This window comes from Pseudomonas sp. FW305-96 (genome assembly GCF_058783825.1).
Genome location: NZ_JBYSYW010000038.1, coordinates 16,880 through 30,813 on the forward strand (window position 1 = coordinate 16,880; position 13,934 = coordinate 30,813).

A 13,934-nucleotide genomic window follows, 5' to 3' on the forward strand; every position below is an offset into this window, starting at 1 on the left:
CGATTGGGTCATGTGATGCGGCCCGGCACAGGGCCGGCCGCATGGTTATCCGTTCATTGGCCCTGGCTGGCCAGGGCGTCTACAGGCTCAATAGTATCCTGCCTGACCGTCGCGCCGAACTGCCGGATCATCTGCTGGATGAGCGGGTCCTGTTCGATCGACACCACGGCGTCATGCTGGCGCTCGGCGCGCTTGCGCGAGGCGGCCTGGGCCGGGGTTTCCTGCTCGGGGCGGATCAGCTCGATCTTCAGGCGGATCTCGCGGCCCAATTGCTGATTCAGTGCGTCGTTCAGCCTGCGCTGCTGCGTCGAGTTGAACAGCGCGCCCTGCCCTGGGTCCAGGTGCAACAGCCAGTCATCACCCTCGGCGGCGATCAGCGTACAGTTTGCGGCGATGTTGCCTGTCATACCGGAGACAGGCAACTGTGGGAATAATTCCAGCCATTGCAGGGCCAGGCCGGTCGCGGGCCTGGCCGCCGGCAGCGGCTCCGGCGCCTGGGCAGTCGCCTCTTCCTGCACGTGCTCGGCCAGCTCGTCCAGGTAGCTGAAGCCGGCCGGGTCGCTGTCGGGCGCGTAGTAGTCCTCGTCCGCCGGGGGCTCGTCGTCGCGCTCCATGCCCGCCGGGCTGTAGGCCGACGGATCGAACGGCGGCTCGTCATCGTCCGGCTGCTGGCGGGCGGCCTCGACCGCAGGTGCCGGCTCGGGCAACTGCTCGGGCGCAACCGGCGCCGGAGTGGCGATTGGCTCCTCCCACGGCAGGCCGACGACCTCCTCGACGGGCTGCGGCTCTGGCTCCGATGGCGCTTGCGGCGCCTCGACAACCTCGGCAACGGCCGGCACGTCCACAACTGGGGGCTCGGCCTGTATGGATGGCTCAGCCACAGGCAGCGGCGCGACCACTTCAGCCACAGGGCTGGCGACAACGGGCGGCGCCACGGCCATAGCCGCTGCCGCCACCGGTTGGGTCGGATCAGCTGTGGCCTGGCTGATCCCCGTCGGCTTTAGTACCGGCCTCGGTGCGTCGTCGGTATCGGCCGGGCGGAATGCCAGCATGCGCAGCAGGACCATCTCGAAACCGCCGCGCGGGTCCGGCGCCAATGGCAGGTCACGGCGGCCGATCAAGCCCATCTGGTAGTAGAACTGCACGTCTTCGGCCGGCAGGGCCTGGGCCAACGCCAGCACGCGGTCACGGTCGCCCTGGCCGTTGTCCACCGCCTCCGGCAGGGCCTGGGCGATGGCCACGCGGTGCAGCACATTGAGCATTTCCGACAGCACGCCGTTCCAGTCCGGGCCTTGCTCGGCCAGGTCACGCACCGCGGCCAGCAGCGCCCGGGCATCGCCTTCGAGCAGGGCCTGGAGCACGCCATACACCTGGCCGTGGTCGAGGGTACCGAGCATCGCCCGCACGTCGGCGGCCAGCACCCGCCCCTCGCCAAAGGCGATGGCCTGGTCGGTCAGGCTCATGGCGTCGCGCATGGAGCCGTCGGCGGCGCGGCCGAGCAACCACAGGGCATCCTCCTCGAACGGCACATTCTCGGCGCCCAGCACGTGGGTCAGGTGCTCGACCACGCGCTCCGGGCTCATGTTCTTCAGCGAGAACTGCAGGCAGCGCGACAGGATGGTCGCCGGCAGTTTCTGCGGGTCGGTGGTGGCGAGGATGAACTTGACGTAGGGCGGCGGCTCTTCCAGCGTCTTCAGCAGGGCGTTGAACGAGTGGGTGGAGAGCATGTGCACTTCGTCGATCAGGTAGACCTTGAAGCGCCCGCGGCTCGGCGCGTACTGCACGTTGTCGAGCAGCTCGCGGGTGTCCTCGACCTTGGTGCGGCTGGCGGCGTCGATCTCGATCAGGTCGACGAAACGGCCCTCGTCGATCTCCCGGCATACCGAGCAGGTACCGCACGGCGTCGAGGTGATGCCGGTCTCGCAGTTCAGGCACTTGGCGATGATCCGCGCAATGGTGGTCTTGCCCACGCCCCGGGTCCCGGTGAACAGGTAGGCATGGTGCAGGCGCTGGTTGTCCAGGGCGTTGATCAAAGCCTTGAGCACATGGGTCTGGCCGACCATTTCGCGGAACGAGCGCGGACGCCATTTACGTGCAAGAACCTGATAACTCATCAAAAAACCATCGTGACCGGAGCGGGCGGAAAGAGCGCTAATGCTAGCGGAGCGGGGCCGAAATTGCACCCTGCCGATCTCGTCTAAGCTCAGTGTCGGGCACACGGGCGACGGATCAGGGAGGATGAGGCGTGCGGCGAGTCCTGGCCATCCTGTTGTTGTGGGCCACCCACGGCCTGGCGCAACCGCCGGTGCTGCGCTTCTCCATTGCCGAAAGCTGGAGCATGCCGCTGATGCGTATCGAGGACCAGCAGCCAGCGGAAGGCATCCTGTTGGAGCTGATGCAGGCCATCGCCCGGGAGGTCGATGCCCGCCCCCAGTACCATGTGCTGGCGCGCCTGCGCCTGCAGGAAGCGATGCAGGCCGGCGAAATCGACGTACGCTGCTACGTTTCCACGCAATGGCTGACCGATCGGCCCGGCGACTATCTCTGGAGCATCCCGCTCATCGAGCAGCGCGACCTGCTGGTCGGCCGCCCCGGCGACAGCGGCCCCGTCAGCCCGGACGCACTGCCACCCCAGGCCATCGGCACCGTACTCGGCTACACCTACCCCACGCTCGAGCCGCTGTTCAACCAGGCCCGCCTGCAGCGCGAAGATAGCCGCAATCAGTTGCTGGTCCTGCAGAAACTCCAGGTCGGGCGCTTGCGCCATGCCGTGAGCAACCAGCTGTCGCTGCAGTGGTACAACCGCTCCCTGCCCCTTGCTCAACGCCTGCAGCCCCTGGCCGTGCTTGAAGAACAGGCGCTGGGCTGCATGGTGCGCAACGACCCCGCACTGCCGACCCAGGCGGTGCTCAGGGCGCTGGTGCGGATCAAGCAGTCCGGGGAAATGCAGCGGATCGTCGAGCGTTATAGCGAGCCCCATCCGTTCGCAGGTGACGACAGCCCTCAAGTACCCGCAGCCGCGACACCCAGTGCCGCCAGGTAGAGGCCCAAACCGAACACGCAGTGCGTCGCCAGGCTGCGCAGGCAGCTCTTCAAGGGCGCGGGTGTGTTCGTCGCGAAATACCCTGCCCCCAATGCAGGCTGCACCACGCACAACGGCACGAGCACCGAGACCACCCCGAACAGCAAGGCTGGCCACAGTGTCGGCCCCCGCAACCAGCCCTCCCCTGCAATAGCCGCCAGCAGCGCCGCGAATACCAACCCTGTGGCGTAGTGGAGCAGCCAGCCCCACGCCAGCTCCCCCCTGACCGGCGCAGCCTTGCCGATCGCCGCATGCCGCCAGCGCCCTTCGAGCAGGTGCCCCGCCCAGCGCCCGACCATGGCGTAGTTCAGGGTGGTGACGCCCAGATGCCTGAGCAACAGGGTCCACAGATCCATGACCAGGGTGGCGCCGATGCCGATGAACAGGATGGAAAGCACAAGCGAGGAGATGGTCATGACGAGTGCCCTTGGCAGATTGACGGAAAGGTCGATGCCAAGCAGCATGCAAGTTGAAGTCAACTTCAAGTCAAGAGGGGTTGCAATGGACATTGCCGATGTCGCCAGGCGCACCGGAGTGCCGGCGTCGACATTGCGTTACTACGCGAACAAGGGGTTGCTCAGATCACTGGCCAGCCATGGGCAGCGCCGCCAGTTCCCGCCAGACACCCCCGAGCGCCTGGCGCTGATCGCGCTGGGACAGGCGGCTGGCTTTTCGCTGGACGAAGTAGCCACCATGCTTGACGAGCAACGGGTCGACCGCGAGTTGCTGCTGGCCAAGGCCGACGAGATCGACCGCCGGATCAAACGGCTGCAGGCGATGAGCAAGGGGTTGCGCCATGCGGCGCAGTGCCCTGAGGAGAACCATCTGCAATGCCCGACCTTCCAGCGGCTGATGCAGGTGTCGGCCAGCCAGGGCAGGCGTGGAGGCCTCAGTAGCCGTGCAACTCGCGGAACGGCTGGCCCTTGTGGTAGTTGATCCACTCCTCCACGTCATACGGCAGGTACAGCTGCCGACGCGCCCGCGACAGGGCGATATACACGGCGCAGATCCGGGCATCGAAGGCGTAGGCGTCCTTGAAGCGGTCGGTGGTCATCAGTTCCGGTGTCAGCAGCACCTGATCGAACTCCAGGCCGCCGGCCTCCTCGGCCATCAACACCGTCAGGCTGTCGGGCCGTGCAGCGATGCGTGCGTCCAGCAGCGTCAGGTCTGCAAGCTTGAAACCCGCCTCGAGGCGCGCCTCGACCCAGAGGAACGCGGCATCGAAACGCTCGGACTCGCGCACCTGCTGCCAATCGAGCAGGTGCGCGAAGTACGGATGCGGCCCCTCGGCGTCCTGCCCAGGCGCATAGAACGCAGCCCTGAACAGGCCGATTGCCGTGGCCATGAAGCGGCGCATTTGAGGCCAATCGGGGAAGTTCAACAAGCAATTGGACTCGGCCATTTCCATGGCCCAGCGCATCGTGTCCCAGCACGAGGCGGTCAGCACCACGCAGCCCTCGGGAGGGATGAACCCTTCGGGGAAGTGCTCGATACCGACATCGACATGCCGTGCGGCCTCGAACGCGACCTTGGACTTCTTCGAGTGCACACCGATCAACGGGTTGATCAGGCGCTCTACCTTGGGTCCGGAGCGCACGGCAAAGGCCATGTCCTTCTGCCGTACCTGACGCTCACGCCTGACCACCTCGCCGGAGGCCTTCTGGTATTCGTCACCCAGGGTGATCAGCACCTGGCGGCCCCGCTCGATGACTTGCAGCAGCGAGGCCGGCACGTCCTGGCTCTCGTCGATGATCACGTGGCTGAAGCGCCCTGGCACGCTGCAGCCAGTCAGGCTCGCTCGCTTGAGCAGCAGCAACGCCTCGAACCCGGTCTGCGCGCCCCAGGCCGGTTGCGCCTCCAGGTAGCGCCATAGCCGGCTGGCGTACTCGAGCAGGACCTGGGTATCGACGCCGGAGAGTGCTTGGCGAAAATACGGCAGATGACGATTCGACAGGCTGTAATCCCGCGAATCGCAGTAGTTGCGCAGCACTTCCAGGCAGATGTCCAGGGCATGCTCGGCGTCGTACTGGCGCAATCCGACGATCCCCAGTTCCTCGGCCAGCCTGCGCTTGCCAGGACCGCGCTGCGCCGTCCGGGCGGAAACTGACCGGGTATCCTTGAGCAGGGCCCGGGCGAACTGGCCGAAGGTCATGCCGACCTTGGCCTGCTCATCCAGCCCCATGCGCCGACGCAAGGCGCCGAGCTTGGCCGGCGTGCGCGCCAGGGCCAGCACCCGACCACGGGGCAGGCAGTCCATGAGCGCGCCGAGCAGGTAGCTCTTGCCGATCCCGGCATAGCCCTGCACGTGGATGTCTTCGTCGAGGTTGGCCTGGATAACCTTGAGCAGCTTGTCCTGCTCGACGGTCAGCCAGCGTTCGGTATCGAAGCCGGTGGTCACCCGCTGGCTGAACGGGTTGTCGCTGTGATGCAGGCGAATGCGGTAGTCGAAATCCCACTTGCCATCGGCCAGCAGGTATTCCCGCGCCTGGACCTGCTCCGCGTCGAGCAGACGCAGCTTCGAACCCTTGATCACCTCAAGGCCGAAATAGAGCTTGCGCGCATCGAACAGCCTACGGGCCTCAGACAACAACCCCACGCCAGGCGAGTGCACGCCATCTACCGCCCACGCCAAGAGCTTGCCCAGCACCTTTTCCGCCGCCCGCGCATCGACCTGACCCTGTGCCTGGGCCAGGTTCTGGATCACCAGCACTGCCGCCAACTCCGGCTCGCCCAGGGTGTCGAGCGCCAGCGCGCCGTCGGCCAGCAAGGCCTGGCACACCTCTGCGGTAACCGGCAGGTACACCGGATGGGAAAAGTCGAAGTGCTCGGGCTGCATGTCGGTACGGGTCCGGGGATCACTCAAGGTTTGTCGGATTCAGCGGCCTGCCCCACCACCAGGTCGAAGCGGTAGGCACCCAACGACCCAGACATGTCGCCGGGATGGCTGACACCCGCCTGCGGTGCGTCGAGCACGCCATCGAGCTCATGCAGGGCCAGCTCCAGCAGCTTGCGCAAGTCACGCACCGAGCGCGCCGACACCTGCAGTTCCAAGGCCACCGCGTCAGCCTTCACCGCCACTGGCGCAGCCGCTTCCTCGAGGATGCGCTCGTGCTCTTCTTCCATCTGGTCGAGCACCTGGGACAACTCCAGCACGCGCTCGGGACTGGCGGCCATCTGGTCCTTTATTTCCAGGCGGCGCAGCTGCCACTCGCGAATCTTCTGGCGGGTGAGGTCGTCGACATGTTCCACGGTCGCTATCTCCTGGCCGAATGGGCCGACACGATGGGATGCATGATAAGGCGCTGCGCGGGATCGTGCAGGCGGAAAACAGTGCGAGGGTGTAAAGAAACGCGTCTGATGTGCGACGCCTGACAGGTACGCCGGAAAAACCCTGCGCCCAAAATGGAGGCGGCCCCACCAGCCACACCCCGGCACTCGATGTTCCCGCTATGGCTGCTCCCTTCCGGGCCTGACCAGGTTAACGGGTAATCAATGCGGGGGGACCGATGGGGCCACCACGACGGCTCGCCAGCTGACGAGCCGCGCCATTGTACAACGCCAGCGAGAAGTTACAACCTTTGATCGAGAAAAAACCATCATTTCTCAAGGACTTGTGGAAAAGCCATCGCAGGGTCAGGCACACCCCTGCGATAACGCCCTGACCTTCAGACGTCGATTCCGCGCTCCGCAAGGAAGCCCACGAACGCCTCTTCGTCCATCACCGACACGCCCAACTCACCGGCCTTGGCCAACTTGGAGCCGGCGCCGGGCCCGGCCACCACGCAATGGGTCTTGCCGGACACGGAGCCCGCCACCTTGGCCCCCAGGCTTTCCAGCTTCTCCTTGGCGATATCGCGGCTCATGCGCTCCAGGGTACCGGTCAGCACCCAGGTCTGGCCGGCCAGCGGCAAACCTTCGGCGGATTTCTTCTCGCACGACCAGTGCATGCCGAACTCCAGCAACTGGGCTTCGATGGCGCGGGCCAACTGCTGGTTGGCCTCAACCTTGAAGAACTCGCGTACCCCGTCGGCGGCCTTGGTATTCAGGGCCTGGCGCAAGTCGATGCCATCGGCGGCGATGATCTTGTCCAGGGTGCCCAGCTTGTCTACCAGCTTCTCGGCGCCGGTCGGGCCGACCGACGGGATATCGAGCTTGGCGAGCATCCCGGCGAGGGTGGTGCTGGCGGCGAACTCGGCGCCCAGTTCACCTTCATCCTGCAGTTGCATACCGCTGTCCAGCAACTGCTTGATCACCGCACGGTTGTGTTCGTCCTCGAAGAAATTATGGATCTCGTAGGCGACCTCCAGGCCGATGTCCGGCAGGTAGGTCAGCACCTGCGGCAGCGCCACCTGCACCCGCGCCAGGCTGCCCAGGGAGCGGGCCAGGACCTTGGCGGTCTCCTCGCCGACATCGGGGATGCCCAGGGCGTAGATGAAACGCGCCAGGCTCGGGCGTTTGCTGGCCTCGATGGCTTCGAGCAGCTTGCGGCTGGAGACCTCGGCAAAGCCTTCAAGGGCGACCACTTGCTCGAATTCCAGCTTGTAGAGGTCGGCCGGCGAGCGGATCAGGTTTTCATCGACCAGTTGCTCGACGCTCTTTTCGCCCAACCCATCAATGTCCATGGCGCGACGCGACACATAATGGATGATCGCCTGCTTGAGCTGGGCGGCGCAGCTCAGGCGCCCCACACAGCGGTACACCGCGCCTTCGCTGGTGGTTTCCTTGCCCTTGCTGCGCTTGACCAGCTGAGTGCGCTCGACCTGCGAGCCGCACACCGGGCATTGGCTCGGCACCTGCACCGCACGCGCGCCTTCGGGGCGGCGCTCGAGCACCACCTGCATGACCTGCGGGATCACGTCACCGGCACGGCGGATGATCACCGTGTCGCCGATACGCAGGCCCAACCGGGCGATCTCGTCCATGTTGTGCAGGGTGGCGTTGGACACCGTCACGCCGGCCACCTTCACCGGCTTGAGGCGGGCGACCGGAGTCACCGCGCCGGTACGCCCGACCTGGAACTCGACATCGAGCACCTCGGTGAGCTCTTCCATGGCCGGGAACTTGTGGGCGATCGCCCAGCGCGGCTCACGGGCACGGAAACCCAACTCACGCTGGGAGGACAGGGCATTGACCTTGAACACCACCCCATCGATCTCGTAGGGCAGGCTGTTGCGGCGCGCGCCGATGTCCCGGTAATAGGCCAGGCACTCGTCGATACCAGCGGCGTGCCTGAGCTCGCGACTGATCGGCAGCCCCCAGGTCTTGAGTTTCTCCAGGATACCGATATGGCTGTCGCCAAACGGCTCGGACACCTGGCCGACACCATAGCAGCAGAACTCCAGCGGGCGGCTGGCGGTGATCTTCGAGTCCAGCTGGCGCAGGCTGCCGGCGGCGGCGTTGCGCGGGTTGGCGAAGGTCTTGCCGCCGGCCTCGGCCTGGGCCGCATTGAGCCGGTCGAAACCGGCCTTGCTCATGTACACCTCGCCGCGCACTTCCAGCACCGCCGGCCAGCCCTCGCCCTGCAGCTTGAGCGGGATGTTGCGCACGGTACGCACGTTGGCGCTGATGTCCTCACCGGTAGTGCCGTCGCCGCGGGTGGCGCCCTGCACCAACTGGCCGTCGCGGTACAGCAGGCTCACCGCCAGGCCGTCGAGCTTGGGCTCGCAGCTGTAGTCCACCGCCGCCTGATCGCCGCCCGGCAGGTCCAGGCCTTCGACCACGCGGCGGCCGAAGTCGCGCAGGTCGTCTTCCTCGAAGGCGTTACCCAGGCTGAGCATCGGTATCTCGTGACGTACCTGGCTGAAGGCCGCCAGTGCCGCACCACCGACGCGCTGGGTCGGCGAATCCGGAGTCACCAGGTGCGGATGTTCGGCTTCCAGCGCCTTGAGTTCATTGAACAGGCGGTCGTACTCGGCATCAGGCACGCTGGGTTCGTCGAGCACGTAGTAGCGGTAGTTGTGCTGGTCGAGTTCGGCGCGCAGTTCATGGATTCGGGATTCGGCGTTCATTCCTGGTCTTCTCTTGCAAAGCAAAAGAGCAGCCCCTGGCTGCTCTTTCGTTTCAATCATCGCGGCGCGGACCGAGGCAGGGTCCGCCCGCTCGGGTCGGTCAGCGTTTCTGCGTCAGGGCGCGGCGCTCGAACTCGACGATACGCTGGCGGTAGTGCTCGATGGTCTGGGCGGTCAACACGCTGCGCTGGTCGTCCTTGAGTTCGCCATTGAGCTCGTGGGCCAGCTTGCGGGCGGCGGCGACCATTACGTCGAAGGCCTGCTTGGGGTGGCGCGGGCCTGGCAGGCCAAGGAAGAAGCTCACCGCACGGGTGCTGAAATGGTCGATGTCGTCCAGGTCGAACACGCCGGGCTTGACCGCATTGGCCATGGAGAACAGCACTTCGCCGTGGCCGGCCATGCTCTCGTGGCGATGGAAGATGTCCATCTCGCCGAAGCGCAGGCCGCTTTCCAGGATGTTCTGCAACAGCGCCGGCCCCTTGAAGCCGCCTTCGTCGCGGGAGATGACGCTGATCACCAGCACTTCTTCGGCCGGCGGCAGCTCTTTGGCTGGCGTGGACGCGGCAGTAAAACCGCTGTTGCGGGTGTTGTCGGCGGCGAAGTCGTCGTCGCCAGTATCGAACAGGTCCGGCTCACGCGGCTCGGCGGCCAGCTTCAGGTCGCCCTGTTGCTGCTCGCTGTTGTTGCGCTTGCCGCGCTTGGCCTTGGCCGGTTTGGCTTCACGCTCGCGTTCGCGCTCACGCACTGGAGCGCTGACCGATGGCAGGTCGCTCTCATCCAGCTCGGGCTCTTTATGGGTTTCCAGTACACGCGAAGGGCCGAGCACCTCGGCGCCGCCGCTGTCGTCGTCCGGGGCGTTGGCGTAGCTACGGTCCAGACGGAACTTCAACTTGCCCTTGCCGCCGCGCATGCGGCGCCAGCCGTCGAAAAGAATACCGGCGATGACAATGATGCCGATGACGATCAGCCACTCGCGCAGACCGATTTCCATGTAATCCCGTGCCTCTATAAAAAATATGCTTGAAAACAAAGGCTTCAAAGGCCTTTAACACGTGGCGCCAACTCTATGTTCTGACAGGCGTTTTACCCACGCAAAAAACAAGTGACATTAAGCTAGCACGACCAAAGGCAACTTTACACCGTCTGTCGCGTCTGCTGAGGCTTTTGCCTACATGTTCACACCCTTTCTTTACCCCTTAGGCTCTGTCCGAAATGTATCTGCACTCGCCCATACTGCGTTGAAACGGGGCTCGGAATGCTCATGTACTCCAGTACAGTCGGGCGCGACCCCGGCCGTTCCTCCCCCCGTTTCGCCTTGTCTGGCCTTCGCGCAGACACATTTCGAACAGACCCTAGGCGTCGACCATGGCCATAGCCTCTTCCACATCAACTGCTACAAGACGTGAACAACCCGGCTCGTGCATGGTCACCCCCATCAGCTGGTCGGCCATTTCCATGGCGATCTTGTTGTGAGTGATGTAGATGAACTGCACGGTTTCGCTCATTTCCTTGACCAGGCGCGCATAGCGCCCGACGTTGGCGTCATCCAATGGCGCGTCGACCTCGTCGAGCATGCAGAACGGCGCCGGGTTCAGCTTGAAGATGGCGAACACCAGGGCCAAGGCCGTCAATGCCTTCTCGCCGCCGGACAGCAGATGGATGGTGCTGTTCTTCTTGCCCGGCGGGCGCGCCATTATCGTCACCCCTGTATCGAGTAGATCTTCGCCCGTCAGTTCCAGATAAGCGCTGCCGCCACCGAAAACTTTTGGGAAAAGTGCCTGTAATCCGGCATTTATCTGATCAAAGGTATCCTTGAAGCGGTTGCGGGTTTCCTTGTCGATCTTGCGGATGACGTTTTCCAGGGTCTCCAGTGCCTCGACCAGATCGGCGTCCTGGGCATCCAGGTAGCGCTTGCGCTCGGACTGCTGCTCGTACTCTTCGATGGCCGCCAGGTTGATCGCGCCCAAGCGCTGGATACGCGCCTCGACCTGCTCCAGCGCCTGCTCGGTGCCCTGCTCGCTGGCCTCGGCCTCGAGCGTGGCGAGCACGCCCTGAAGATCGTAGCCGTCGGCGAGCAGTTGTTCCTGCAAGGTCTTGCGCCGCACATCCAGCCCCTGGGACTCCAGGCGCTGCTGCTCCAGCTGGCCACGCAGCAGTTGAGCCTGCTGCTCGGCCTGGGTGCGGCGGCGCTCGGCATCACGCAGTTCGCGGTCCGCCTCGTCCATGTGCAGCCGCGCCTGGCGCATTTCTTCGTCGACACTCATGCGGCGCTCGAGCAGTTCCTCAAGCTTCAGGCGCAACTCTTCGAGCGGTGCCTCGCCTTCCTCGAGATTCAGGTTCAGTTGCTCCTGACGCTCGTTCAGGCGCGCGGCCTGCTGCTCCAGGCGCTCGAGCGCCTGGCGGGTGGAATCGTGCTGGGCGCGCAACGAGCCCAGGCGCACGGCCAGTTGATGGGCATGATCCTTGTGCTGGCGGGCCTCCTGGCGGACCCGGTCGAGACCTTCGCGCAGGGTGTCGCGGCGCGCCATCAGTTGCTCGCGCTGTTCGGTGTCCGCGGCCATCAGGTCGAGGGACTCCTGCAACAGCAGGCGCGCCTCGCCCAACTGCTCATGCTCCAGGGCACGCTGCTCCTGGAGCTCGGCCAACTCTTCGTGCAAGCGTCGGCGGCGCAGTTCAAGCTGTTCGGCCCGGGCCCGGCCAGCGGACAGGCGTGCCTTGAGCTCACCGTGCTGGCGGCTCTCGTCCTGGCTGCGACGGCGCAATTGCTCGCGCTGCTCCTCCAGGTCGAGCTGTTGTTCACGCAGACGCTGCAGTTGCTCGTCGAGCTGTTCGAGCGACGCTTCCTGCTCCAGTTGTTCCTGGGCCAGGCGTTCGATTTCCTGGCCCCTGGCCAGCACGCCGCCCTGGGCTTCACCACCGCGGCTGACCCGCAGGAAATGCCGCCCCACCCAGTATCCGTCGCGGCTGACCAGGCTTTGCCCAGCAACCAGTGACGCCCGCTGCGCCAACGCCTGCTCCAGCGTTTCAACCGGCCTGACCTGCCCCAGCCAGGCCGACAGGTCGGCCCGCCCCTCGACCTTGTCGAGCAGGCTGCCGGGAACACGCGGGCCCTCGCCCCCGGCCAGCAGCAGGCGCAGATCGCCCTGCTCCAGCGCGGCGAAGTCCAGGCCGGCTAAGTCATCCAGCAACACTGCCTGCAGGTCGGCGCCAAGCACCGTTTCCACCGCCAGCTCCCAGCCGGGCTCGACCCGCAGCCCCTCGGCCAGGCGCGGGCGCTGCTCCAGGCCCTGGGCGCGCAGCCAGTCGGCGGCCCCCACACCGGGCTCCAGCGCCGCCTGCTGCAAAGCCTCCAGCGAGGCCAGACGCCCGCCCAGGCGCTGCAGATCACCCTGCTGTTGCTGTTGTGCCTGGCTGGTCTGCTGCAGGTGTTCGCGCAACCCTTCCAGGCGCTCGACCACCTGCTGCTCTTGCAGGTGCAGCTCTTCGAGCAGCAACTCGCTGCTGGCCACTTGCTCGCCCAGATCAAACGTCTCGGTGTCCTGGGTATCACCACCGAGCTGCTCACCCTCCTCGCCCAGCTTGCGCTGGCGCTCGGCCAGGCGCTCCAGGCTGGATTCGAGCTGCGCCAGGCGCGCCTGCTGCACCTCGGCCTGACGGCGCGGCTCGGCGGAGCGGGTGTTGAAGCCGTCCCATTGCTCCTGCCAGCCGTGCATGCCGAGCTCAGCTTCCTCCAGGGTCGCGGCGGCTTCCTCGGCCGCGGCCAGGGTCAGCTCCTGCTCCGGTTCGAGCATCGCCAATTCTTCGCCGAGGGTCGCCAGCAAGGTGCGGTCATGCCCCAGGTGCGATTCGGTTTCCAGGCGGCTGCGCTCGGCCTCCTTCAGGTCGTCCTGCAACTGGCGCAGACGCTGCTGGCCGTGCTGGATGCTCTGCTCGACGCGGGCGATATCGCCAGCCACCGAATAGAAGCGGCCCTGCACCTGGTTGAAGCGTTCGGACAACTCATGGTGACCGTCGCGCAGTCGCTCGATGCTGGCGTCGGCGTTGCGCTGTTCGGCCACCAGCGCCTCGAAGGCGACCTCCTGGTCGCCGATCACCGTCTCGCGCTGGCGCACCCGCTCATCCAGGTCGCGCCAGCGCAGAGCCGACAGGCGTGCCTTGAGCTGACGTTCCTCGGCCTTGTACTCACGGTATTTCTCGGCAGCCTGGGCCTGGCGGTGCAGGCGCTCGATCTGGCGTTCCAGCTCTTCGCGCAGGTCGGTCAGGCGCGCGAGGTTTTCCTGGGTACGGCGGATGCGGCTCTCGGTCTCGCGGCGACGCTCCTTGTACTTGGAGATGCCCGCCGCTTCCTCGATGAAGTTGCGCAACTCCTCGGGCTTGGCCTCGATCAGCTTGCTGATCATGCCCTGCTCGATGATCGAATAGCTGCGCGGCCCCAGACCGGTGCCGAGGAAGATATCGGTGATGTCACGACGCCGGCACTTGGTGCCGTTCAGGTAATAGGTGTTCTGCCCGTCGCGGGTGACCTTGCGGCGGATCGAGATCTCGGCGTAGGCGGCGTACTCGCCCACCAGGCTGTTGTCGCTGTTGTCGAACACCAGCTCGATGCTGGCCTGGCTGACCGGCTTGCGGCTGGTGGAGCCGTTGAAGATGACATCGGTCATCGACTCGCCACGCAGGTTCTTCGCCGAACTCTCGCCCATCACCCAGCGCACCGCGTCGATGATGTTGGATTTACCGCAGCCGTTGGGGCCGACCACGGCGGCCATGTTGCTGGGGAAGTTGACCGTGGTCGGGTCGACGAACGACTTGAACCCGGCCAGGCGGATGCACTTCAGGCGCACCGG

Annotated in this window: 9 protein-coding genes and 1 other RNA gene; 2 read left to right on the forward strand and 8 right to left on the reverse strand. The window is 65.5% G+C overall.

All coding sequences use genetic code 11. The annotated features are described in order from the left end of the window. Window positions 1-53: 53 nt before the first annotated feature. Complete coding sequence (dnaX, locus tag AC3WL2_RS22545) at window positions 54-2,114, reverse strand: DNA polymerase III subunit gamma/tau (RefSeq protein WP_102684667.1); 2,061 nt, start codon at window positions 2,112-2,114, stop codon at window positions 54-56. A 131-nt stretch (window positions 2,115-2,245) separates the two neighbouring features. On the opposite strand from dnaX, the gene AC3WL2_RS22550 reads away from it, so the two are divergent. Next, a complete protein-coding gene (locus tag AC3WL2_RS22550; protein ID WP_102684666.1) occupies window positions 2,246-3,043 on the forward strand; it encodes a substrate-binding periplasmic protein in 798 nt (265 codons plus the stop codon). On the opposite strand, the gene AC3WL2_RS22555 is transcribed toward AC3WL2_RS22550, so the two are convergent. Next, window positions 3,004-3,498 carry a DUF2938 domain-containing protein gene (locus AC3WL2_RS22555; protein WP_102684674.1) on the reverse strand — a complete coding sequence of 165 codons (495 nt, stop codon included), beginning with the start codon at window positions 3,496-3,498 and terminating at the stop codon, window positions 3,004-3,006. The two genes, AC3WL2_RS22550 and AC3WL2_RS22555, sit on opposite strands and share 40 nt — an antisense overlap. An 85-nt stretch (window positions 3,499-3,583) precedes the next feature. Here AC3WL2_RS22555 and AC3WL2_RS22560 point away from each other — a divergent pair, with 85 nt between their 5' ends. Beyond that, window positions 3,584-4,018, forward strand: coding sequence for a helix-turn-helix domain-containing protein (locus AC3WL2_RS22560; RefSeq protein WP_102684665.1), 435 nt, complete (start codon window positions 3,584-3,586; stop codon window positions 4,016-4,018). Here AC3WL2_RS22560 and AC3WL2_RS22565 read toward each other — a convergent pair. The 6 genes from AC3WL2_RS22565 to smc form a co-directional block, all read right to left on the reverse strand. Further along, the gene (locus tag AC3WL2_RS22565; RefSeq protein WP_102684664.1) at window positions 3,972-5,918 is read right to left on the reverse strand and encodes a hypothetical protein; all 1,947 of its coding nucleotides are present in this window, start codon (window positions 5,916-5,918) and stop codon (window positions 3,972-3,974) included. The two genes, AC3WL2_RS22560 and AC3WL2_RS22565, sit on opposite strands and share 47 nt — an antisense overlap. A 23-nt stretch (window positions 5,919-5,941) precedes the next feature. Next, entirely contained in the window at window positions 5,942-6,331 is a 390-nt protein-coding gene (locus tag AC3WL2_RS22570) for a hypothetical protein (RefSeq protein ID WP_102684663.1), read from the reverse strand. A gap of 163 nt (window positions 6,332-6,494) precedes the next feature. Then, window positions 6,495-6,591, reverse strand: an RNA gene (gene ffs, locus AC3WL2_RS22575) — signal recognition particle sRNA small type. A gap of 156 nt (window positions 6,592-6,747) precedes the next feature. After that, window positions 6,748-9,090, reverse strand: coding sequence for an NAD-dependent DNA ligase LigA (gene ligA / locus AC3WL2_RS22580; RefSeq protein ID WP_102684662.1), 2,343 nt, complete (start codon window positions 9,088-9,090; stop codon window positions 6,748-6,750). Between the two features lie 100 nt (window positions 9,091-9,190). Next, on the reverse strand, window positions 9,191-10,081 hold the full coding sequence (gene zipA / locus AC3WL2_RS22585; RefSeq protein WP_046856479.1) for a cell division protein ZipA: 891 nt from the start codon (window positions 10,079-10,081) through the stop codon (window positions 9,191-9,193). A gap of 361 nt (window positions 10,082-10,442) precedes the next feature. After that, the gene (gene smc, locus AC3WL2_RS22590) at window positions 10,443-13,931 is read right to left on the reverse strand and encodes a chromosome segregation protein SMC (RefSeq protein WP_102719458.1); all 3,489 of its coding nucleotides are present in this window, start codon (window positions 13,929-13,931) and stop codon (window positions 10,443-10,445) included. Between the last annotated feature and the right edge of the window lie 3 nt (window positions 13,932-13,934).